Consider the following 21,114-nt stretch of genomic DNA (forward strand, 5'->3'; position numbering starts at 1 on the left):
CGTATAATGACTTGTTTTTCAAGCATATAAACACCATTCAGAACCACGAAATGAACCAGCAGACAAATCCTACCTTCTATTTCCACGACTACGAGACCTTCGGGATCAGCCCGGCGAAAGACAGGCCTGCCCAGTTCGCCGGCATTCGCACCGATGCGGATTTCAACCTCATCGGCGAGCCACTGGTCATCTATTGCAAGCCGCCGGCGGACTATCTGCCGGAGCCTGAGGCCTGCCTCATCACAGGTATCACGCCGCAGAAAGCGATGAAGGACGGATTGTGCGAGGCGGACTTCATCCGCCAGATCCACGAGCAGTTTGCGACCCCCAATACCTGCGTGCTGGGCTATAACAGCATTCGCTTCGATGACGAGGTGACCCGCTACACCCTGTATCGCAACTTCTACGACCCCTACGCCTACAGCTGGCAAAACGGCAACTCCCGCTGGGACATCCTCGACATGCTGCGGGCCTGCTACGCCCTGCGCCCGGAGGGGATAGAGTGGGCCTTTGATGAGGAGGGGAAGCCGAGCTTTAGACTGGAGAAGCTGACGGTGGCCAACGGCGTGGCCCACGCCAATGCCCACGATGCCCTCTCCGACGTTTTGGCCACCATAGAGATGGCCAAGCTGGTGAAAAAAGCCCAGCCGAAGCTGTTTGGCTATCTGTTTGATCTTCGTAATAAAAACAAGGTGAAGGCGCTGATCGACGTAGTAACCATGAAGCCCTTGACCCATGTCTCCGGCATGTTCTCCCCCTGGCAGGGGTGCGTGAGCTGGGTCTCTCCACTGGCCTGGCACCCGACCAACCAGAACGCCGTGATCATGGTGGATCTCACCCGCGACCCCACCCCGCTCATCGAACTCAGCAGCGACGAGATCCGCGAGCGGCTCTACACCAAGAAGGATGAGCTGGGGGACTTGGCGGGCATTCCGGTGAAGCTGGTGCACATCAACAAGTGCCCGGTGCTGGCGCCGGCCGCCACCCTGACGGCGGAGCGCGCCGATGAGCTCGGTGTCGACCGGGAGCAGTGCCGCAAGAGCCTCAACCTGCTGCGGGCCCATCCCGAGGTGCGGGAGAAACTGGTGGAGGTGTTCAATCAGGAGTTCGCCGGCCAGAACGATGGCGATCCCGATACCCAGCTCTATGCCGGCTTCTTCGGCCACGGCGACAAGGCCAGCATGGATCTGGTGCGCGCCACCCCGGCGGATCTGCTGGGAGAGCGGGAATTTGCCTTCAGTGACTCACGCTTGCCCGAGATGCTGTTCCGCTACCGTGCCCGCAACTGGCCGCATACCCTGAGCGAAGCCGAACAAAAGCGCTGGCGCCTGCACTGCAGCGACTATTTCAGCAGCCGCTTGCCGGACTATGTCTCCCGCCTGGAAGATCTGGCCGAGCAGAACCAGGGGAACGAACGGAACTTTGCCATCCTCAAGAGCCTCTATCGCTACCTCGAAGATCTCTGATATGTGAGTGATTTCACAGTTAAATCCCTGTACGCTCCCTTGGCTCGCGACATAATGAGCAAGGGAGCCTGGTCTCCTGACAATTTGATTATTTGTATGTGGATCGGTAGGATGCCGTGCTATCGACTCTTGGGGATCGCTCGCTTGATGCATTTGGGATTATCAGCCGCCGTGCTTGTCGCCTGCAGCCTGTTGCCATCGGCCGCCATGGCTGGCGTGCGCTTCGAGGTGCCGGACTATCTGCTGCGTCTGCCTGAGCAGACCTATCGGCTCATCGAGAGCAACTTCAGCACCCTCTACCAGCAGACCGACTTCACCCCCCAGATCACCAACAGCTACTTCAATCACTCGGATCTCTACCGCTTCGCCGGTATCCCCCTCGCCATCACGCCGCAGAACGGTTTCCAGATGGAGGTGTTCGGCCAGCTCTACAACAAGTCGTCCCAGATCTACGCCCAGATGAGCGAGGATCTCTCCCTCTATCGCACCCTGCGGGTCGACATGATGGGGGATCAGACCGACGAAGTGGCCATCGGCATGGGGCTCGGCGTCCCCTTGAGCAAGCGTCTGACCCTCAAGGCGTTGGTCTCCAGCAACGAGATCCCGGGTTACGGCTCCTCCAACTATGCCATCGGCATGGAGTGGCACTTCTAGAAGGCATGAAGGCCTACCAAACACACAGAAAAAGGCTCCCGAGGGAGCCTTTTTATCTACCTGACGCAGGGTCAGCGATACTGGATCACCATACCCTGCCCGGCTTGCAGCACAACTTGCTGCCCCAGAGGCTGCTCGCTCCAGAAATCCTGACCCCCTGTCGGTACCTCAACCTCCCTTTCACCCTCGTCCCAGTTGAACAGGCAGAGCAGCTCACCGCCACCGGGCAGGGTCACATGGCCACGGGTGAAACGCATGTCATCGAAGTGGGCCGCCGGGGTACGCGCCTCGCACAGGGCTAGCAGCTTGCGAAGCTGCCCCGCCTGCACCTCGTCCAGATCCTGCAACCTGTCCCCCGCCAGCACCATGCCGCCACTCGCCACCAGGGCCGCCAGGTGGAACTGGTAATCCGCCTCGCCGGCCCCCTGGTTCGGCAGGTCCCGCAGGCAGACGCAGTCCGGATCCAGCGCCCACAGTCGGTCGTTCTGCCAGGCGCGGCAGAAGGCCTCCCTCGCTATCTGGCGAAAACGCGGGCCATGGCGCTCCACGTCATCACTCACCCGCATGCCGTGCACCAGGCCCAGGCTCGGCCAGAGGGGGGCGTTGCAGCCGAGCAGGAAGGCCCCCTCCCCGGCGCCGCGCAGCACGGCTGCCATGCCGCGGCGATAGGCCTCGACCCGGGTCGCGGAAGCGTCGTGGAAGTGGCCGCCGTGGATGGCGCCCCAGAAGTTCGCATCCAGCTTGAAGTAGTGGATGCCCCACTGCTGACGCAGGGTACGGAACACCCGCTCGAGATGGGTTTGCACCTCGGGGTGGGTGCCATCCAGCACGTACCAGGGGGTACAGCGCCAACCGCCGTAGGTGACCCGCTCGGAGGGGAGCGGCAAGCCGTCATCCCCCTTCACGAACCAGTCGGGGTGATCCTGAAACACTTGGGAGCCGGGCTCTGCGATAAAGGGGGCGACCCAGAGCGCCGGCTCGCAGCCCGCATCGCGAATTTCGCGGGCAAGCGCCGCCACCCCCTGCTCGAATTTGGCAGAGGGCGTCAGCCAGTCCCCCATCCTGGCCTGGTAGCCGTCATCTATCTGCACGTAGTTCAGGGTCGGGAAGCGCGCGGCCCGCATCGCCAGGTTCTCGCGAATGTCGTCCGCGCTCACCTCCGCGTAGTAGTGATACCAGGAGCACCAGCCGCTGGGGCGGGTCGACACGCTGTCGATCAGGCTGCCGTGCTCGGCCTCGATATGAGTCGCAAGGGTCGCCAACAGCGCCTCCCTGTCCGGTCCCTCCAGGCAGAGCAGGGCTTCGCTCTGCCAGTGCTGGCCGGGGGCCAGTGTCCGCCCCTCGCCGTTCATCAGGATCTGCAGACGGCCGCTCGGGTAGAGCCGAAACTCGCCGCCAAAGCGCCGGCAACTCGCGAACGCCAGCAGCAGCCAGCCCGAGTTTTGCTCCACCAGCAGCAGGTTGTGAACCGTGTGATAGCCCTGATCCGCCGTGATGCGATAGACGCTCGCATCCGGGCAGCGCCCGACCGGCTCGGGGGAGCGCCAGCTGCCCATGGTCTGGGCCAGCATCTGGAACCCCTCTCCGTAGATGGCCGCCCCGGGATCGATACCGAGATCGCCGTCAAACAGCAGCCAGTCGTGTACCGTCTGGGGGGCGGCGCTGGTGTTGTCCAGACGCACCCGGCACAGGGGACCGTCCCAGGCGGGGGTCTGCAGCAGTTGGGTATCGGGGGCAGGCTTGGCGGATAGCTGGCGCAATTGGGACAAGAGCGAGGGGGTCGACATGGGATCTCCTTCTTATGGATAGAATGACTCTGGCGCCATTGTATCCCCTATGGGTCAGTTGACCCTGTCCTGCGCCCCCTGCGTTCTGTTAAACTGCGACCTCGCTCACAGTTGCCAAGATGAGGCCCCCGTGCTGCTTCAACGCGCCTTGCTCTACCTTCGTGATTTCATGGTCATCATCGCCTGCCTGCTGGCCGGCAAAGCCCTGGCGGCCCTGCTGCCCTTCGCCTTCCCCGGCAGCATCATCGGCATGCTGCTGCTGTTCGTACTGCTCTCCCTGCAGCTCATCAAGCTGCACTGGGTCGAGCAGGGCGCCGGCCTGCTACTGCGCCACATGGGGGTGCTGTTCGTGCCGGTGGCGGTCGGCCTGGTGGCCTGGCTCGAGCCCCTGCGCCAATCCTTCGGCCTCATCATGCTGTGCGTGGTGCTCGGCATCGTGCTGATCCTCGCCACCGTCGGCCATCTCTATCAGAGGATGAACAAGCAATGATGTTCTGGTTTGCCATACCCCTGACGCTGGCACTCTATTTCGCCACCCGGACCCTCTATCGCCGCCTGCCCTGGCCCATCATCAACCCAGTGCTGATCCCGACCGCCGTCATCATCGCCATTCTGCTCGCCTTCAATCTGCCGCTGGATCAGTACCAGCACGGCACCTTTCCCATTACGGCTCTGCTCGAACCCGCCGTGGTGGCGCTGGCGCTGCCCCTCTACCAGCAGGCGCGCCAGATCCAGGCCAGGCTCAAGCCCATCCTCGTCTGCACCTTGGCGTCCGTGCTGATCTCGGTCTGCACGACGCTGGTGATCGGCCACGCCATGGGGGCGGATCCGGCGCTCCTGGCCTCCCTGGCCACCAAGTCCATCACCACGCCACTTGCCATGAGCGTCAGTCAGTCGCTGGGCGGCATTCCCGCCATCGCCGCCGCCGTGGTGGTGGTCGTCGGGATCCTGGGGGCGCTCATCGGCTACCCTCTACTCAAACTGATGCGGGTCACCGATCCCGAGGCCCAGGGGCTCGCCATGGGAGCCTGCGCCCACGCCATCGGCACCGCCACCTCCGCCGAGAAGGGGGTGACTCAGGGGGCCTTCTCGTCGCTCGCCATGGTGGTGTGCGGGGTGCTCACCGCCGCCGTCGCCCCCCTGCTGTTTGCGATCTACCACTGGTTGACCTGACCCCGCTCCAACCTGAATGGACAAGGGGGGATGCTGTGAACCAGGGCACAGCACCTCTCCCGTGACCTTCCATCCCTGTATCTTACCTCTCTTCTCGCCCTACCTGACCCCCGCCAGGAGCGCTCTGCCCCGCAAGGAGAGGGATCATTGGGGCACCCGGCACCTCACTCAGGCTCCAAACCGGCGCCGATAGCGGCCCATGCCCCCGCCCCTTGTGGGAGCGGCCGCACAGATTGCGCAAGACAAACGTTTCCTTTAACATCCATCGTCCTTTGCCCACCAAGGCGTGAGCGCCCTCACACATTTCAGTGCGCTTGCTCCCTACAATGGCCCCCCAATTGGCCCTTGAGGACACATTATGCATCCCCGTTTTGCCAAGCCATTCGAGACCCTGTCTGCCCCGCTGCAAGCGGCCTTGCGCCCCATGCTGGCAGACGATTTTCAGGCCCGCTTTACCCCGGCGCAAGTCGCCACCCTGAAAGCCGCCACCGGCCTTGAGGATCGCGCCCTGCGTCTGGCCCTGCTGCCACTGGCCGCCGCCTGCTCGGTCGCCCCCATCTCCAAGTTCTTCGTGGGGGCCATCGCCTGCGGCCTGAGCGGTACCTGGTATTTCGGCGCCAACATGGAATTCGCAGGCCAGGGGCTGTTCCACTCGGTGCACGCCGAGCAGTCCGCCATCTCCAACGCCTGGCTCGGCGGCGAGACCGGGATCTCCGAGATCACCGTCAACTACACCCCTTGCGGCCACTGCCGCCAGTTCATGAACGAGCTGAGCACCGCCAAGACCCTCAAGGTCTCCCTGCCGGACGATTTGAGCGAGCTGCAGGCCTTCCTGCCCCACTCCTTCGGCCCCGCCGATCTCGACATCACCGATGCCCTGATGAGCCCCCAGGCCCACGATGAGCTGGTGCTGGAAACCGACGACCCCCTCTGGCAGGCCGCCCTCGCCGCCGCCCGCCAGAGCTATGCCCCCTACAGCCAGGGCTATGCCGCGGTGGCGCTGCAGTTCGCGGATGGTCGCATCTTCTGCGGTCGCTACGCGGAGAACGCCGCCTTCAACCCCAGCCTGCCGCCGATGCAGATGGCCTGCGCCCACGCAGTGCTCAACGGCGAGGAGCTCGGCTCGGTGCGCCGCGCCGTGCTGCTGGAGAACAAATCCGGCCAGATCAGCCAAAAAGACGCCGCCCAGTCCACCCTCAGGGCGTTGGGACTGGTGGAGCTGGAGTACAAGGCCGTCTAAACCATGTCTTGAGCGTAAAAAGGGGAGCCGATGGCTCCCCTTTTTCATTTGTGTTCTAAGTACTCTGGCGCGTTGAAGTCATTGGCCAGATGCCGGCACGGGGGCACAGAGCCCCCTCCCCCTCAGGACTCCCAGACGATGGTCTCGGCCCCGCCCCAGCGCTCGCCTATCTCGGCGTACTTCTGCTCCAGCAGGTGGCGGCGGATCTTCATGGTGGGGGTCAGCACCCCGTTCTCTATGTTCCAGGGGCTCTTCACCACCAGGATGCCGCGGATCTTGGCGTGGGGCTCCAGCTGCTCGTTGACCCGGTTGCGGGCCGCCTCCAGCTGGGCGTTGACCGCGGCCTTGTCCCCCCGCATGGCGCTCTCGGCGAGCTGCACCAGGGCGACGGGCTGCGGCATGCCGTACCCGATGACGCACAGCTGCTCGATGAGGGGCTCCTGCCCCAGCATCCCCTCGATGGGCACGGGGGCCACGTACTTGCCCTTGGCGGTCTTGAACACATCCTTCATCCGCCCCGTGATGGTGAGGTAGCCCTCCTTGTCCAGCTTGCCCATGTCGCCGGTGTGCAGCCAGCCGTCGGCGTCTATGGCCTCCTTGCTGTGCTCGGGATCCTTATAGTAACCCAGCATCATGCCGTCACAGCGACAGAGGATCTCCCCCTCGTCGGAGATCTTGATGGTCACCCCGGGCCCCGCCTTGCCGACGGAGCCTATCTTGTCCGCTCTGAACGGATAGTTGAGGGTGGAGTAAGCGTGGTTCTCGGTCATGCCCCAGGCCTCGGTGATCTCGAGGCCTATGCTGTGATACCACTCCAGCAGGGCAGGCGCCACCGGCGCCGAGCCGCAGCCCAGCACCCGCGCCTGATCCAGCCCCAGCCCCTTCTGCAGCTTGCCCTTGATGAGGCCCGAGATGAGCGGGATCTTGAGCAGCAGGGCGAGTTTCTTCTGGGGCAGCTTCTCGTGGATCTTGATGCGGAACATGGCCCAGAGCCGCGGCACCGAGATGAAGACGGTGGGGCGGCAGCGCTTGACGTCGTCGATGAAGGTGTCGAGGGACTCGGGGAAGGCGATGGTGGCACCGCTGAACAGGCTGCCGCCGTAGATGTAGACCCGCTCCGTGATGTGCGCGAGCGGCAGGTAGGAGAAGCCGCGATCGGCGTCCGTCAGCGAGACCGCCTCCACCAGCTTCTCGCAGGACCAGGCGTAGCGCTCCACGCTCAGCATGGCGCCCTTGGGCTTGCCGGTACTGCCGGAGGTGTAGACCAGGCTCAGCAAAGCGTCCGGCACCTGCAGCGGTCTGTCGGGGATGGGCTCATGGGCATCGAGCAGCGCGTCCCACTGATGGGGCGCCGGCATGGTGTCGTAGGGGAAGGCGATGCGCAGCAGGTCGCCGGGCACCCCCGCCTCCTGGCTCTTCCAGTCGTCCAGCTTGCCGACGAAGATCGCCTTGGCCTCGCTGTGGCGCAGCACGTATTCGATGGTGTCGACATTGGCGGTCGGGTAGATGGGGACGCTCACATACTGCCCCATCTGCATCGCCAGATCGGCGATGAACCACTGGGCGCAGTTCTTGGAGAGCAGGGCCACCTTGTCGCCGGGGACCAGCCCCAGCTCACGCAGTGCCGTCACCATGCGCCGCGCCTGATCCGCGACCTCACCCCAGGTGAAATCGACGTATTCGCGGTGGATGGTTTGACGAAGGTAGACTCGGTCTGGCGTCTGCCGCTCCCAGTGATAGAGCATCTCGAGCGGCAGTTTGTTGGCAATGCGTGAGGAGGAGGCCATAGTTTATTCCCTGAAACAAAAGGCAAGACTCATTATTAACCTTTTGATAACACTCAGGGAAGCAGATTACTCAAACTTCTGTTTGAACTGCGAATGGGATCAAGCTTCAGCCTGTTGTTGCAGGCGTTTCCACATCTCCTGCACCAGCTCCTCGTCCTGCTCGGAGAGCTCCCCCTGCAAGATGGCTTCATTCAGGCTACGCAGCACATAGCTCTTCACATCCCGCACTAGCGTCTTGCCCTCCAGCTCGGCCCGGGCGACGGCGAGGGAGATATGACCGCGCAGGTAGCCACCCGCAAACAGCTCGTCTTCGCTGGCCGTGGCGACCATGGCGTCGATCAGTCCCAACAACTTGTGTTCAAAATCGTGAATCGTCATTTAACGCAGCCTCATTTCCGGGATTGCCGGCAAAATAATTCGGGGAGTGGAACCGCGATCCGGTTGATCGCGGCTCTCTGGCGCCAGGCCAGCCGCATCCTTGATGTCCTATTCCGGGTTGGCCACCGGGTAGATGACCTGATCCTTGTATCCTGTGGTTATGCGCAGATAACCACTTAACGACCGGTTCAGCGCCGGATCGTCGGTGTCCACCAGCAGCGGACGGCCTTCGAGGGCCGCCAGCTTGCTCTTGGTGGCGAGGACCTGAATGTGGTCTCGCCCGACGGTCCGGATCACGTCTGGACTCAGTTGCTGATTTCCGCGCCCGAACAGATGTCCCTGACCACCGATCAGGGTAATGATCAGACGGCAGCGACGGCCACGGATCCGGGTCAGGATGTCCGTGGCGGACAGATCCTGCCCGATAAGCCGGCCATTTTCCACCAGATCCACACCGAGCAGGGTATTTTCCAGACCCAGCTCCCCCATACAGGCAGCCACCGTGCTGCCGGAGCCCATCAGATAGAGGGTATCCGGCTCCATCTCCTCCACCACGCCGGCGGCGAGATCCGCGAGCACCAGCTCCTCGGACTCCCTGCCCCCCTGCTTGGTCGCCTGCACGTAGCGCAGATCCCCGGGCACCTGCATCTGGCCATAGTGACGGGCGCGCACCTTGCCGGCCCGAAACGCTTCCTCGTCGATGTCCACCACCTCGGCGTCCACCAGGCTCAGCAGCTCACCTCCGATCATCCTGGCCACCACCCGGCCGCTGGCGGCGGGGGTCACGCCGTAGACCCCGGAGTGGATCTTGCACCCCGCCGGGATGCCGAGCACGTGGCAGGACTCCCCCACGGCGGCGCAGATGTCCCGGGCTGTGCCGTCACCGCCGGCGAACAGCAGCAGATCCACCCCGGCGTCGCGCATCAGGGCGGCGGCAGTGCGGGTGTCGGCGGCGCTGCTCGGCGAGGCGGGGTGATGAAGGATGCGATGGGGCAGTCGCAGCGAGGCGGCAAGATCTGCCCCCATCTCCCCCCCGACCGTCAGCAATTCGAAGGAGGCACTCAGACTGCACAGGGGCAACAAGGCCTGACGGGCCCGCTCCTGGGCCTTGGGCACGGCGCCCCGCGCCAGCGCCTCGGCCACCACGCCGTCACTGCCCTTGAGACCCACGGCCCCGCCGATGCCGGCGACCGGATTGATAATAAGCCCTAAACGAAACATGATTCCCTCCCTCTGCTCGCCGCCATTTTATCTGTTCGGCGCTATGGGACAAGCCGGGGGCGCCTGATAGAATGCGCAGTTTCAACCGTCATCCAAAGTTCAACCAAGGTTCAATCATGCTGGAATGGATTGCTGACCCCTCCGCCTGGGTCGCGCTCGCCACCCTGACCCTGCTCGAGATCGTGCTGGGTATCGATAACATCATCTTCATCTCCATCCTGGTGGGGCGCCTGCCGGAAGCCCAGCGCCAGCGGGCCCGGATCCTGGGTCTCGGCCTCGCCATGGGGACCCGTATCCTGCTGCTGCTCTCCCTCGCCTGGGTGATGCGCCTCACCGAGCCGCTCTTCTCCGTGCTGGGGGAAGCCATCTCGGGTCGGGATCTCATCTTGCTGATCGGGGGCCTGTTCCTCATCGCCAAGAGTACCCACGAGATCCACCACAGCCTGGAGGGGGCCGCCGATGAGCAGAGCTCTGTGAGCAAGGCCGCCGGCTTCCTGTCGACCCTGGTGCAGATCGCCATCCTCGACATCATCTTCAGCCTAGACTCCGTCATCACCGCGGTCGGCATGGCGGATCACGTGCCCGTCATGGTGCTGGCCATCGTCATCGCCGTCGGCGTCATGATGTTCGCCGCCAAGGCTATCGGCGACTTCGTCGATGCCCACCCCACCATCAAGATGCTGGCCCTCTCCTTCCTGATCCTGGTCGGGGTGGCCTTGATGGCCGAGGGGCTGGATCTGCACATTCCGAAGGGCTACATCTACTTCGCCATGGCCTTCTCACTGGTGGTGGAGATGATCAACATCCGCCTGCGGGACCATCAGGACCGCGCCAAGGCAAAATAAGCCGACGCGGCTTGATGCCAAACGCTGTGCCAACAAAAAGCGCGACCCGAGGTCGCGCTTTTTTTATCTGCCTTGAATGGTGAGCGGGCTTGCCGCCAGCGATTCAGAGTGCGTTGCGGGTGGCCACCGCATCCGCCAGGTTGCGCAGCAGCACCTCGGTGTCGGCCCAGCCGATGCACGCATCCGTGATGCTCTGACCGACGGTGAGTTCGCACCCATCCACCAGATCCTGTCGTCCTTCCACCAGGTGGCTCTCCACCATGACGCCGAACACCGCCCGGCTGCCGGCGCGCAGCTGACCGGCCACGTCCTCGGCCACCAGCATCTGGTTCTTGAACTGCTTGCTGCTGTTGGCGTGGCTGAAGTCGATCATCACCTTCTGTGGCAGACCGGCCTTGTCCAACCCCTTCACCACCTCGCTCACGTGGGCGGCGCTGTAGTTCGGTTCGCGGCCACCGCGCAGGATGATGTGGCAGTCCGGGTTGCCGGCGGTGGAGACGATGGCGGAGTGACCGAACTTGGTCACCGACAGGAAGTGGTGGGGCGCGCTGGCGGCGCCGATGGCGTCGATGGCCACCTTGATGGTGCCGTCTGTACCATTCTTGAAGCCCACCGGGCAGGAGAGGCCGGAGGCCAGCTCACGGTGCACCTGGGATTCGGTGGTACGCGCGCCGATGGCGCCCCAGCTCATCAGATCCGCCATGTACTGCGGGGTGATCATGTCGAGGAACTCGGAGGCGGTGGGCAGCCCCATGTCGTTGAGATCCAGCAGCAGCTTGCGACCGATGCGCAGGCCGTCGTTGATCTGGCAGCTGTTGTCGAGGTAAGGGTCGTTGATGAGTCCCTTCCAGCCGACCGTGGTGCGCGGCTTCTCGAAGTAGACCCGCATCACAATCTCCAGCTCCCCTTTGAGCTCGTCACGCAGCACCTTGAGGCGCTTGCCGTATTCCAGGGCGGCGACCGGGTCATGGATGGAGCAGGGGCCGATCACCACCAACAGACGTTGATCTTCACCGGCCAGGATCTGATGGATGGCCTGACGGGATTCAAACACCGTAGAGGAGGCGGTCTCAGTCGCCGGAAACTTCTCGAGCACCGCAACCGGAGGCAATAACTCTTTGATCTCTTTGATACGAACGTCGTCGGTTTGATGCTGCATGACAATATTTCCTGCTAAATGACTGCGATTGAGTGATCCCAATCTATTCCTCCATCGAAGTGGTGTAAATAGAAAATTACATTCATGGATAAAGTATTTTTAAGTGGAGTCTTGCAAGTTGTCACAATGCTGCTAGCAACAGCCAGGAAAGCAGGAGGCCCGCACTGTGGCGGGCCTCCTGGATGACAACGAGCACGAGATCAGACGGCCTGGCTGATCCCCGCCAGCTTGTCGAAGTAATCCGGGAAGGTCTTGGAGGTACAGCCCGGATCGTTGATGGTCACCGGGGTGTCCGACAGGGCCACCAGGGAGAAGCACATGGCGATGCGGTGATCGTTGTAGGTGTCGATGGCCGCGTGCTTGAGGCTGGTCGGCGGGGTGACCGTGATGTAGTCGTGCCCCTCCTCCACCTCCACACCCAGCTTGCGCAGTTCGGTGGCCATGGCGTGCAGGCGATCCGTCTCCTTCACCCGCCAGTTGTAGATGTTGCGAATGGAGGTGGGCCCTTCGGCGAACAGCGCCGTGGTCGCTATGGTCATGGCCGCATCGGGGATCTGGTTCATGTCCATGTCGATGCCGTGCAGGGGCGCCTGCTCCGCCTCGATGAAGTCGTCGCCCCAGGTGATGCGAGCCCCCATCTTCTCCAGCACGTCGGCGAAGTGGATGTCGCCCTGGATGCTGTGCTTGCCGATGCCGGTGACCCGCACCTTGCCCTTGATGGCCCCCGCCGCAAGGAAGTAGGAGGCGCTGGAGGCATCCCCCTCCACCAGGAAGTCGCCGGGGCTGACATAGCTCTGGTTACCCTTGATGTAGAACAGCTTGTAGTCGTCGTGCTCGATGACCACCCCGAACTGCTTCATGATGTGCAGGGTGATATCGATGTAGGGCTTGGAGACCAGCTCCCCCTTGATGTGGATGCGGGTATCACCGGCCGCCATGGGGGCCGCCATCAGGAAGGCCGTCAGGAACTGGCTGGAGACGGAGCCGTCGATGTGAACATCGCCGCCCCAAAGCCCCTTGGCATCCACCACCAGGGGCGGATAACCATCTTTCTTCAGGTACTGGATATGGGCGCCCGCTTCACGCAGGGCATCCACCAGGTGACCGATGGGGCGCTCCTCCATGCGAGGCTCCCCCCCCAGCATGTATTCACCGGATCCCAGGCACAGGGCGGCGCAGAGCGGACGCATGGCGGTGCCGGCGTTGCCGAGGAAGAGGTTGACCGGATCCTTGACTGCGAAGCTGCGACCCAGACCGTGCACAGTGCACTCTGTCTTGTCGGCGGAGAGCTTGTACTTGACCCCGAGCTGGGTCAGGGCACCCAGCATGTGACGGATGTCATCGCTGTCGAGCAGGTTGGTCAGCCGGGTGGTACCGCGGGCCAGGGCGGCCAGCAGCAAGGCACGGTTAGAGACACTTTTGGAGCCAGGCAGATTGACTACCCCGGCCACGCGAGAGATGGGTTCCAGACGCAACGAATTCATAGACTTCCTGTACGACCTCAAATAAATCACCTGACCGGACGTTAACAGCCTCGCCCCTGCGCGGCAATACCGCGCTTGGCACAAATACGAGGCGAAGAGCACTCAGGGTCAGGATCCTCTACAAAAACAGACGCCGGGGAGTCCCCGGCGCCTCACAATGGGGAAAAACGCCTCAGCCGTGGCGCTTGGCAAAGCCGTCCATAAAGCTCACCAGAGCCTTGACGCCCTCAAGCGGCATGGCGTTGTAGAGGCTGGCTCGCATGCCACCGACGATGCGGTGCCCCTTGAGCGCCAGCAGGCCGGCGGCCTCAGACTCGGCAAGGAACAGCTTGTCCAGGGCCTCGTTTTTCAGCTGGAACGGCACGTTCATGCGGGAACGACAGGCCGCATCCACCTGGTTGCCATAGAAGCTGGAGTCGTCGAGATAGCCGTAGAGGAAGTCGGCCTTCTTCTTGTTGCGCGCCTCCATGGCCGAGAGGCCCCCCTGCTCTTTGAGCCACTCGAACACCAGGCCCGCCAGATACCAGGCGTAGGTCGGCGGCGTGTTGAACATGGAGTCGTTCTTGGCGGTGAGTCGGTAGTCGAAAATCGACGGCACATCGGCGCGGGCCTGATCCAGCAGGTCGTCCCGCACTATGGCGATGGCGAGGCCAGAGGGGCCTATGTTCTTCTGGGCGCCGGCATAGATGACGCCGAAGCGGCTCACGTCGAGGGGACGGGAGAGGATGGTGGAGGAGAGATCCGCCACCAGGGGCACATCCCCCGTGGCCGGGATGTCGAACATCTCTATGCCGTCGATAGTTTCGTTCGGGCAGTAGTGCACATAGGCCGCATCGGCGCGAAACTCCGGGGTCGGCAACAGATGGGTGATCCCCTGCGCATTCTTGGCGACCCCGTCGACGGTCTGGATGTCGCCGTACTTGCGGGCCTCGTCCACGGCGCTCGCGGCCCAGACCCCGGTCAGCAGGTAGTCCGCCTTCTTGTTGGCGCCACCCAGCAGGTTCATGGGCACGGCGGAGAACTGACCGCGGCCACCACCGTGCATGAAGAGCACCTTGTAGTTGTCCGGCACCGCCAGCAGGTCGCGCAGATCGGCCTCCGCCTTCTCGGCGACCGCCATATAGGGCTTGCCGCGATGGGAAAGCTCCATGACCGAGGCTCCCAGCCCCTGGAAGTTACAAAATTCGCGCTGGGCGCGCTCCATGACTTCGACCGGCAACATGGCGGGGCCGGCGCAGAAGTTGTAAATTTTTTGGCTCATGACGCTTTCCGTGAATGGATGAGAGTAATCGATGACTTGAACGGTTTTACACGAGAGGCCCCCGTGGGGGCAAAGGCTTTTTGGGATCTGGCGCACCCTTTTTGGGCAAACAGGCCAGGCGATGGGAGCAGAAAAGCCCTGAACGGGTCAGGGCTTGCAGAGAACATGCAGAGAAATGGCCAGCTGCTGGCATAAATACGCAGCCAGGCTCCTTTTTACAGCATCCTGTCAGGGCATCACAGCTTGGCGGTGAGCTCCGGCAGCAGGCTGAACAAGTCCCCCACCAGGCCGTAGTCCGCCACCTGAAAGATGGGGGCTTCCGGATCCTTGTTGATGGCGACGATGACCTTGGACTCCTTCATCCCCGCCAGATGCTGAATGGCCCCCGAGATGCCGACGGCGATATAGAGCTCGGGCGCCACTATCTTGCCGGTCTGGCCCACCTGCAGATCGTTGGCGACGAAGCCCGCGTCCACCGCCGCCCGGGAGGCGCCGACCGCGGCTCCCAACTTGTCAGCCAGGGCCTCGATGAGGGCGAACTGCTCTTTCGAACCGAGCGCCCTGCCCCCCGAGACCACCACCCGCGCCGCGCCGAGCTCGGGGCGCGCGGATCGCACCGCTCGCCGCTCGATAAGGCGGGTCCGGCATCTGAGATCTGAGACCGGCACTGACGAGATGGGAGCCAGATTCCCCCCTTTATCCACACCCTCGAAGGCGCTGGCCCGGATGCTGAGCACCTTGATGGACGCCGAGCTCGTCACCCGGGCGATGGCGTTGCCCGCATAGATGGGGCGCAGGAAGGTATCGGCAGATTCGATGGCCGTCACCTCGGAGATCATCTCCACCCCGAGTCGGGCCGCCACCCGCGGCAGCAGATCCTTGCCCTGGCTGCTCGCCGCCATCAGGCAGTGCCGATAGTCCCGCACCAGCGGGGCCAGCAGGGCATCCACCCCGTCATTGAGCCCCTCTGCCAGCAGAGGATGTTCGGCCAGCAGCACCCTGTCGACACTTTGCAGACTGGCGGCCTGCTCCCCCGCCTCGGTCAATCCCTGGCCCAGCAGCAAGAGGTGCACCTCGCCGCCGAGCTGCCCGGCCGCCGCCACCACGCGGGCGGCGCTGTCGGCCAACTGGCCCTGATGATGTTCGGCAATGATGAGTACGCTCATGGCAGCACCTTGGCTTCGTTCTTGAGTTTGTTCAGCAGCTCGTCCACCGAGCCGACCCGGATCCCTGCGCTGCGCGCCGGGGGGGCCATCACCCCGAGCACACGGATCTCGCTCCCGGCATCGAGGCCGAGGGCCGCAAAGGGCTGGCTCTCCAGCGGCTTGCGTTTCGCCTTCATGATATTGGGCAGCGAGGCGAAGCGCGGCTCATTCAGGCGCAGGTCCACGGTCACCACGGCGGGCAAGGGCATGCCGAGGGTCTCGAGGCCGCCGTCTATCTCGCGAGTCACCTGCAATTCTTCGTCCACCCGCTTGATGGCGGAGGCGAAGGTGGCGAGCGGCCAGTCATTGAGGGCTGCGAGCATCTGGCCCACCTGGTTGTTGTCTGAATCGATGGACTGCTTGCCGAGCAGCACCAGATCCGGCTGTTCCTGCTCGCACAGTGTTTGCAGCCCCTGCGCCACCTTGAGGGGGCTCAGGGTCTCGTCGGTCACATAGTGGAGCGCCCGATCCGCCCCCAGGGCCAGGGCGTGGCGCAGCTGCTCGGCCGCGGCCTCGGGCCCGAAGGTGACCACTGTCAGCTCGCTCGCCAGCCCGGCTTCCCGCAGCCTCACCCCCTCCTCCACCGCGATCTCGCAGAAGGGGTTGATGCCCATCTTCACATTGGCGAGCTCCACATCGGAGCCATCGCTCTTGACCCGGATCTTGACGTTGAAATCAACGACCCGTTTGACCGCGACCAGCAGCTTCATGTCGGTCTTCCTCGTACCGGTTGAGTGAGTCCATTGCGCACACTTGCGTGTTAGTGCTTACAAAATGGTTTACGTTTACGTAAACTACCATCACTACCCTAGGCCAAGTCGAGCACAGAGGCAAGATGGAACGCGAAGCAATGGAATTTGATATCGTCATCGTCGGTGGCGGCCCGGCGGGCCTCAGCGCCGCCATCTCCCTCAAGCAGCAAAGCCCGGCGCTGTCGGTCTGCCTGCTGGAAAAGGGGGCCGAGGTAGGAGCTCATTTACTCTCCGGTGCCCTGCTCGACCCCGTCGCCCTCGAGGAGCTGCTGCCGGACAGCTGGCAACAGGCCCCCCTCGGGGTGGCGGTGAGCGACGATCGGGTGCACCTCTTGCAAAACGAGCGCCGCGCCCTGCAACTGCCCGATTGGGCCGTGCCGCCCCGCATGCACAACGACGGCTGCCACATCATCAGCCTCGGCAACCTCTGCCGCTGGCTCGGCAAGCAGGCGGAAGCCCTCGGGGTCGAGATCTACCCCGGCTTCGCCGCCAGCGAGCTTATCCTGGAAGAGGGAAAAATAAGGGGGGTGATCACCGGGGATCTCGGGCTGGACAGAGACGGTAACCCCAAGGCGGATCACGTGCCCGGCATGGCTCTCTATGGCCGCTACACCCTGTTCGCGGAGGGGGCCCGCGGTCACCTCGGCAAGCAGCTGATCAAGGAATTCAACCTGGAAAACGGCCCTCAGCCGCAACACTACGCCATCGGCTTCAAGGAGCTGTGGCAGGTGCCCGCCGGCCAGTCTCACCCCGGCCGGGTGCTGCACGGCAGCGGCTGGCCCCTCAACGAGGATGGGGGCAACAAGAGCCAGGGGGGCTTCTATCTCTATCATCTGGCGGACAACCAGGTGGCGGTCGGCCTCATCGTCGATCTCAACTACCAGAATCCCTGGCTCAGCCCCTTCGACGAGTTTCAGCGTCTCAAACACCACCCCCTCATCGCCCAGACCCTGGAAGGGGGTGAGCGTATCAGCTACGGCGCCCGCGCCATCGCCAAGGGGGGCTGGCATTCGCTGCCCCGCATGCACTTCCCCGGCGGCCTGCTCATCGGCTGCGACGCCGGGACCCTGGATTTCTCCCGCATCAAGGGCATCCACACCGCCATGAAGTCCGGCATGCTGGCGGCCAGCACGGTCGCCATGAGTTTGCACGGCGGCGATGAGGGGGGTCGGGATCTGGCCGAATTCGGCGATGCCCTGCAGCAGAGCTGGCTCGCGAGCGAGCTGAAGACGGCCCGCAACTTCGGCGCCGCCCTGCATCGCTGGGGCCCCTGGCTCGGCGGGGCCTTCAACTGGCTGGAGCAGCGTCTGTTCAGCAAGTCAACGAACGGCTCCCCCCTCACCCTGCTGGACAAGGAGCCGGATTATCGCCAGCTGCGTCTGGCCAGCCGCTGTCAGCCCATCCTCTACCCCAAGCCGGACGGCAAGCTCAGCTTCGACAAGCTCTCCTCCGTCTATCTCGCCAACACCAGCCACGACGAGGATCAGCCCTGTCACCTCAAGTTGCAGGATGCGAGCATACCGGTGACCGTCAACCTGCCCACCTGGGCCGAGCCCGCCCAGCGCTACTGCCCCGCAGGCGTCTTTGAGATAGTGGAGGCCGAGCCCCTGGCCACGCAGAGCCAGCCTCGCCTGCAGATCAACGCGGCGAACTGCATCCACTGCAAGACCTGCGACATCAAGGATCCCAGCCAGAACATCGTCTGGACGCCGCCGCAGGGGGGCTCGGGTCCCAACTATCCCAATATGTGACTGGTTCTGACTACTCAAGGCCTCTGTGACATCAGGGATACTCAGCCCCAGAGAGCTATATGCCGGATCCCAGGCGGATCAACAGGATGGGGAGAGGCTGCATCATCCTCTCGTTGTCATCCTTGTCTGTTCTCCTGAGGAGAGGGCAGAAAAACGATGGCGCCGGGGCGGGATCCGCTGCTCCGACCTCGACGTTTTTTTGAGCGAACGGGCTGAACCCCCGATGAATAGGCCCTGACAAGCGCGGCGCACCCCTGTATAGTTCGCCGCATTCAGGTTGTCCATCGGCCCCGTTATGCTTTCCCAGGATCGCTCTTCCCACGATCCAAGGCCGCATGAACCTGTGCAACCATCCCTGATAACCCATGACTTCTTAAGGGGGACAGATGATCACCGCCTACATTCTCAACAACAAGGTGCTGGACATTGTCACGCTCGGGCCGGACGACATAGTCCCCGACAACACCGTCTGGCTGGATGCCTACAAGCCGGACACGGCGGAGCGAGAATGGTTGACGGGCCTGTTCCTGGAAGAGGTACCGGACAAGGAAGAGCTGGACGACATCGAGGCATCCGCCCGCTTCTACTGGGACACCGACGGCCTGCACATCCACTCCCTGTTTCCCCAGCGGATCGGTCGCGACACCAAGGGTGTCCACGTCTCCTTCACCCTGCGCCACAACCTGCTGATCAGCATCCGCGAGGATGACATCGGCCTGGTGCGCCTGCTGCGCCACTACATGCGCCAGGACCGGCTGGAGGTGGAAGATGCGCTGGACATTCTGCTGGAAGTGCAAAATTTGAAGGTGGAATACCTCTCCGACCTCATCGAGGACGGTTACAAGACCCTGGAAAACACCGCCGATCAGATCTTCGAACCGGATCAGATCAACCCCATGCTCAAGGAGCTGATGGCCCAGGAAGAGGCCAACGGCCAGATCCGCCTCTCCCTGCACGATACCCGTCGCGCCCTGCGCTTCCTCAAACGCAGCCTGCGCCAGCGCATGACCAGCGAGCAGAACAAGTGGATCGACGAGATGCTCCACGACGTGGAGTCCCTGCTGCCCCACACCCAGTTCCTGTTCGACAAGATCAACTTCCAGCTGGAGGCCTCCATGGGGGTGACCAACCTGGAGCAGAACAAGGTGATCAAGATCTTCTCGGTAGCCGCGGTGATCTTCCTGCCGCCGACGCTTATCGCCAGCATCTACGGCATGAACTTCGGCCGCATGCCGGAGCTCGCCTGGGAGTATGGTTACCCGCTCTCCCTGGTGCTGATGGTGATGTCCTCCCTCGGCACAGGTCTCTTCTTCAAGCGCAAGGGCTGGCTGTAGCCAGCAGCAAACGCAGAAACGAATCGGGGAGCCTAAGGCTCCCCGATTAATTCCCGCCGCCCCCTCACCTTGTAAAGGGCCGACCCCTGCCCCATATCCCTTGGCATCACTCACCCGATGCGGAGCAGACCGGGCCCCATGACCCTCTACCCCGAACACCGATATGACGATCACGGCCAGCTGCGCCCGCCGCTCTGGTTCTGGCCCATCGCCCTCTTGCTGACCCGATCGGTCTGGCTGTTTCTGATGGCCGGAGTCACCCGCGAGAGTGGCAGTGCCATCCTGACCCTCTTCTATCCGGATCGGATGAGCCTCTACCTCGGCCTCTTGAGCGACTTGCCCGCCATGCTGGCGCTACTCGCCTACGGCGGTACCCATCAGAAGACCCACAGCGTCCGAGCCTGGCTCAGGCGCCACAGCCGCGGCCTGCTGCTCAGCTCTACCCTGGGTGGCCTGGCGCTGCAACTGCACAGCCTCAACCTGCAGAAGTGGTCCTTCAGCTGGCCGACGGCCCTGGTGCTCATCGGCAGCCTGTGGGCACTCTGGTATCTGCTAAAGAGCCGCCAGCTGCGGGAGTATGCGGTGGATCAACCCCACGCTGGAGGTTGATCAACCCGCTGCAATCCAGATGATCAGAGACGCGGAAGGGCAGTGAGCCGCCTATTGACGGCTGACCCGGATCTGCAAAGTCTGGCGCTCGCTGCCGCTGGCCGCGCCTATGCCTGACGGATTGGCGATAGCGGCCCCCTGGCTCCCCTGGGTGGTGGAGAGCTCCCCCACCGTCAACCACTCGCCCGGCGCGCCGCTCACCTCGGTGGCGCTCTGGCCTGTCTTGATATCACCCCGCTCCAGCCGCGCCTGCTCGCTGCTGAGCGCGATCTGCACCCTGTCCCCCACCAGGGTGGCGGTGGCGTAGAGGCCGTTCACCAGCGGCACCATGCCCACCACCCTGCCCCCCTGCCAGCGGTAGAAGGTGACCGGCTGATAGGATCCCATCTGCAGCAGCACGGGGCGACCCGAGAGGCCGCGCACCTGCCAGCTGTCATTCTGAGTGCGCTGATAATTCTCTGCGCCCCCCTCCAGCAGCCACTCTCGTCTGGCGTTGTCATTGCCGATCCCCACCCCCAACTGCTGACTGCTCGAGGCCCCGTCCACCCGCCACTCGATGAGCAGGCTCTGGGGAGGTTGATTGAGCTTGGTCAGCAGGGTCTCGGCCTCCTGCAACTGGGCGGAGGTGCCGCTTAGCACCAGCTGGTTGCCCATGGCGCTCACCCCGAGATCCGGGTAGATCTCTTTCAATGTCTGCACCATGGCGTCGGCCTCGAACACCGGCACCACCTTGACCTCGGCCCGCAAGGGCTGCACCCAGAGCCAGCAACTGCACAACACCCAGCACCAACGCCATCCTCTCATCATCATTTCTCCCGCTTTTTCTGCGCCTCATTTTCTGCGCAGCCATGAATGCATCATCGACCATGGACGCCCGATTGCAATGGCCATCGCCGACACCGGGTGAAACGCCACAGTTCAGGCCCATTCGCTCGCCCTTCTCAGCGCCAAAAAGGGGATAAAAAAGAGACTCATTGAGAGACCAATCAATACAAATAAAAATGGTTA

At 63.3% G+C, this 21,114-nt stretch carries 19 protein-coding genes; 9 read left to right on the top strand and 10 right to left on the bottom strand.

What is annotated here, in order from left to right; translation table 11 throughout:
• The first annotated feature begins 50 nt into the window (after nucleotides 1-50).
• The gene (gene sbcB, locus ACRCYW_RS07530) at nucleotides 51-1,466 is read left to right on the top strand and encodes an exodeoxyribonuclease I (RefSeq protein WP_438549505.1); all 1,416 of its coding nucleotides are present in this window, start codon (nucleotides 51-53) and stop codon (nucleotides 1,464-1,466) included.
• 147 nt (nucleotides 1,467-1,613) lie between these two features.
• A complete protein-coding gene (locus tag ACRCYW_RS07535) occupies nucleotides 1,614-2,120 on the top strand; it encodes a hypothetical protein (RefSeq protein WP_438549506.1) in 507 nt (168 codons plus the stop codon).
• Nucleotides 2,121-2,191: 71 nt separating this feature from the next.
• Here ACRCYW_RS07535 and ACRCYW_RS07540 read toward each other — a convergent pair whose 3' ends face one another.
• Complete coding sequence (locus ACRCYW_RS07540; protein ID WP_438549507.1) at nucleotides 2,192-3,907, bottom strand: glycoside hydrolase family 36 protein; 1,716 nt, start codon at nucleotides 3,905-3,907, stop codon at nucleotides 2,192-2,194.
• Nucleotides 3,908-4,037: 130 nt separating this feature from the next.
• Here ACRCYW_RS07540 and ACRCYW_RS07545 point away from each other — a divergent pair, with 130 nt between their 5' ends.
• The 3 genes from ACRCYW_RS07545 (at nucleotide 4,038) to cdd (ending at nucleotide 6,320) form a co-directional block, all read left to right on the top strand.
• Nucleotides 4,038-4,397, top strand: coding sequence for a CidA/LrgA family protein (locus tag ACRCYW_RS07545; RefSeq protein WP_438549508.1), 360 nt, complete (start codon nucleotides 4,038-4,040; stop codon nucleotides 4,395-4,397).
• Nucleotides 4,394-5,080 carry an LrgB family protein gene (locus tag ACRCYW_RS07550; RefSeq protein WP_438549509.1) on the top strand — a complete coding sequence of 229 codons (687 nt, stop codon included), beginning with the start codon at nucleotides 4,394-4,396 and terminating at the stop codon, nucleotides 5,078-5,080. The genes ACRCYW_RS07545 and ACRCYW_RS07550 overlap by 4 nt, the downstream gene beginning before the upstream one ends.
• A gap of 358 nt (nucleotides 5,081-5,438) precedes the next feature.
• Nucleotides 5,439-6,320 (top strand): cytidine deaminase, encoded by an 882-nt coding sequence (gene cdd / locus ACRCYW_RS07555; RefSeq protein ID WP_438549510.1) that lies wholly within the window; start codon nucleotides 5,439-5,441, stop codon nucleotides 6,318-6,320.
• 122 nt (nucleotides 6,321-6,442) lie between these two features.
• Here cdd and ACRCYW_RS07560 read toward each other — a convergent pair whose 3' ends face one another.
• The 3 genes from ACRCYW_RS07560 to ACRCYW_RS07570 all read right to left on the bottom strand — a co-directional run bounded on the left by ACRCYW_RS07560 (nucleotide 6,443) and on the right by ACRCYW_RS07570 (nucleotide 9,706).
• Nucleotides 6,443-8,107, bottom strand: a complete 1,665-nt coding sequence (locus ACRCYW_RS07560) for an AMP-binding protein (protein ID WP_438549511.1) — start codon at nucleotides 8,105-8,107, stop codon at nucleotides 6,443-6,445.
• Between the two features lie 99 nt (nucleotides 8,108-8,206).
• Nucleotides 8,207-8,485 carry a YfcL family protein gene (locus tag ACRCYW_RS07565; RefSeq protein WP_438549512.1) on the bottom strand — a complete coding sequence of 93 codons (279 nt, stop codon included), beginning with the start codon at nucleotides 8,483-8,485 and terminating at the stop codon, nucleotides 8,207-8,209.
• Nucleotides 8,486-8,593: 108 nt separating this feature from the next.
• The gene (locus ACRCYW_RS07570) at nucleotides 8,594-9,706 is read right to left on the bottom strand and encodes an ATP-NAD kinase family protein (protein WP_438549513.1); all 1,113 of its coding nucleotides are present in this window, start codon (nucleotides 9,704-9,706) and stop codon (nucleotides 8,594-8,596) included.
• Between the two features lie 116 nt (nucleotides 9,707-9,822).
• Here ACRCYW_RS07570 and ACRCYW_RS07575 point away from each other — a divergent pair, with 116 nt between their 5' ends.
• The gene (locus ACRCYW_RS07575) at nucleotides 9,823-10,551 is read left to right on the top strand and encodes a TerC family protein (RefSeq protein ID WP_438549514.1); all 729 of its coding nucleotides are present in this window, start codon (nucleotides 9,823-9,825) and stop codon (nucleotides 10,549-10,551) included.
• Between the two features lie 103 nt (nucleotides 10,552-10,654).
• Here the strand turns inward: ACRCYW_RS07575 and aroG are convergent, their stop codons facing one another.
• The 5 genes from aroG to ACRCYW_RS07600 all read right to left on the bottom strand — a co-directional run bounded on the left by aroG (nucleotide 10,655) and on the right by ACRCYW_RS07600 (nucleotide 16,370).
• Entirely contained in the window at nucleotides 10,655-11,710 is a 1,056-nt protein-coding gene (aroG, locus tag ACRCYW_RS07580; protein WP_438549515.1) for a 3-deoxy-7-phosphoheptulonate synthase AroG, read from the bottom strand.
• A 200-nt stretch (nucleotides 11,711-11,910) separates the two neighbouring features.
• Complete coding sequence (aroA, locus tag ACRCYW_RS07585) at nucleotides 11,911-13,194, bottom strand: 3-phosphoshikimate 1-carboxyvinyltransferase (RefSeq protein ID WP_438549516.1); 1,284 nt, start codon at nucleotides 13,192-13,194, stop codon at nucleotides 11,911-11,913.
• A gap of 172 nt (nucleotides 13,195-13,366) precedes the next feature.
• Complete coding sequence (serC, locus tag ACRCYW_RS07590) at nucleotides 13,367-14,455, bottom strand: 3-phosphoserine/phosphohydroxythreonine transaminase (protein ID WP_438549517.1); 1,089 nt, start codon at nucleotides 14,453-14,455, stop codon at nucleotides 13,367-13,369.
• A gap of 236 nt (nucleotides 14,456-14,691) precedes the next feature.
• Nucleotides 14,692-15,621, bottom strand: a complete 930-nt coding sequence (locus ACRCYW_RS07595; protein WP_438549518.1) for an electron transfer flavoprotein subunit alpha/FixB family protein — start codon at nucleotides 15,619-15,621, stop codon at nucleotides 14,692-14,694.
• Entirely contained in the window at nucleotides 15,618-16,370 is a 753-nt protein-coding gene (locus ACRCYW_RS07600; RefSeq protein ID WP_438549519.1) for an electron transfer flavoprotein subunit beta/FixA family protein, read from the bottom strand. The genes ACRCYW_RS07595 and ACRCYW_RS07600 overlap by 4 nt, the downstream gene beginning before the upstream one ends.
• 125 nt (nucleotides 16,371-16,495) lie before the next feature.
• Here ACRCYW_RS07600 and ACRCYW_RS07605 point away from each other — a divergent pair, with 125 nt between their 5' ends.
• The 3 genes from ACRCYW_RS07605 (at nucleotide 16,496) to ACRCYW_RS07615 (ending at nucleotide 20,106) form a co-directional block, all read left to right on the top strand.
• Nucleotides 16,496-18,163 (top strand): electron transfer flavoprotein-ubiquinone oxidoreductase, encoded by a 1,668-nt coding sequence (locus ACRCYW_RS07605; protein WP_438549520.1) that lies wholly within the window; start codon nucleotides 16,496-16,498, stop codon nucleotides 18,161-18,163.
• Nucleotides 18,164-18,549: 386 nt separating this feature from the next.
• The gene (gene corA, locus ACRCYW_RS07610; protein ID WP_100859194.1) at nucleotides 18,550-19,497 is read left to right on the top strand and encodes a magnesium/cobalt transporter CorA; all 948 of its coding nucleotides are present in this window, start codon (nucleotides 18,550-18,552) and stop codon (nucleotides 19,495-19,497) included.
• A 138-nt stretch (nucleotides 19,498-19,635) separates the two neighbouring features.
• Complete coding sequence (locus ACRCYW_RS07615) at nucleotides 19,636-20,106, top strand: DUF2919 domain-containing protein (RefSeq protein WP_438549521.1); 471 nt, start codon at nucleotides 19,636-19,638, stop codon at nucleotides 20,104-20,106.
• Nucleotides 20,107-20,157: 51 nt separating this feature from the next.
• On the opposite strand, the gene ACRCYW_RS07620 is transcribed toward ACRCYW_RS07615, so the two are convergent.
• Nucleotides 20,158-20,910 carry a hypothetical protein gene (locus tag ACRCYW_RS07620; protein WP_438549754.1) on the bottom strand — a complete coding sequence of 251 codons (753 nt, stop codon included), beginning with the start codon at nucleotides 20,908-20,910 and terminating at the stop codon, nucleotides 20,158-20,160.
• Nucleotides 20,911-21,114 lie beyond the last annotated feature (204 nt).

Source organism: Aeromonas sp., assembly GCF_051657805.1.
Classification (GTDB): domain Bacteria; phylum Pseudomonadota; class Gammaproteobacteria; order Enterobacterales; family Aeromonadaceae; genus Aeromonas.

Bases quoted from the DNA above. Each gene is read 5' to 3' on its own strand.
- ACRCYW_RS07540 (WP_438549507.1), bottom strand. From the start codon at position 3,907: ATGTCGACCCCCTCGCTCTTGTCCCAATTGCGCCAGCTATCCGCCAAG.
- serC (WP_438549517.1), bottom strand. From the start codon at position 14,455: ATGAGCCAAAAAATTTACAACTTCTGCGCCGGCCCCGCCATGTTGCCG.
- ACRCYW_RS07575 (WP_438549514.1), top strand. From the start codon at position 9,823: ATGCTGGAATGGATTGCTGACCCCTCCGCCTGGGTCGCGCTCGCCACC.
- ACRCYW_RS07570 (WP_438549513.1), bottom strand. From the start codon at position 9,706: ATGTTTCGTTTAGGGCTTATTATCAATCCGGTCGCCGGCATCGGCGGG.
- ACRCYW_RS07550 (WP_438549509.1), top strand. From the start codon at position 4,394: ATGATGTTCTGGTTTGCCATACCCCTGACGCTGGCACTCTATTTCGCC.
- ACRCYW_RS07615 (WP_438549521.1), top strand. From the start codon at position 19,636: ATGACCCTCTACCCCGAACACCGATATGACGATCACGGCCAGCTGCGC.
- ACRCYW_RS07605 (WP_438549520.1), top strand. From the start codon at position 16,496: ATGGAACGCGAAGCAATGGAATTTGATATCGTCATCGTCGGTGGCGGC.
- sbcB (WP_438549505.1), top strand. From the start codon at position 51: ATGAACCAGCAGACAAATCCTACCTTCTATTTCCACGACTACGAGACC.
- corA (WP_100859194.1), top strand. From the start codon at position 18,550: ATGATCACCGCCTACATTCTCAACAACAAGGTGCTGGACATTGTCACG.
- ACRCYW_RS07620 (WP_438549754.1), bottom strand. From the start codon at position 20,910: ATGAGAGGATGGCGTTGGTGCTGGGTGTTGTGCAGTTGCTGGCTCTGG.
- ACRCYW_RS07565 (WP_438549512.1), bottom strand. From the start codon at position 8,485: ATGACGATTCACGATTTTGAACACAAGTTGTTGGGACTGATCGACGCC.
- ACRCYW_RS07535 (WP_438549506.1), top strand. From the start codon at position 1,614: ATGCATTTGGGATTATCAGCCGCCGTGCTTGTCGCCTGCAGCCTGTTG.
- ACRCYW_RS07560 (WP_438549511.1), bottom strand. From the start codon at position 8,107: ATGGCCTCCTCCTCACGCATTGCCAACAAACTGCCGCTCGAGATGCTC.
- ACRCYW_RS07595 (WP_438549518.1), bottom strand. From the start codon at position 15,621: ATGAGCGTACTCATCATTGCCGAACATCATCAGGGCCAGTTGGCCGAC.
- aroG (WP_438549515.1), bottom strand. From the start codon at position 11,710: ATGCAGCATCAAACCGACGACGTTCGTATCAAAGAGATCAAAGAGTTA.
- cdd (WP_438549510.1), top strand. From the start codon at position 5,439: ATGCATCCCCGTTTTGCCAAGCCATTCGAGACCCTGTCTGCCCCGCTG.
- ACRCYW_RS07600 (WP_438549519.1), bottom strand. From the start codon at position 16,370: ATGAAGCTGCTGGTCGCGGTCAAACGGGTCGTTGATTTCAACGTCAAG.
- aroA (WP_438549516.1), bottom strand. From the start codon at position 13,194: ATGAATTCGTTGCGTCTGGAACCCATCTCTCGCGTGGCCGGGGTAGTC.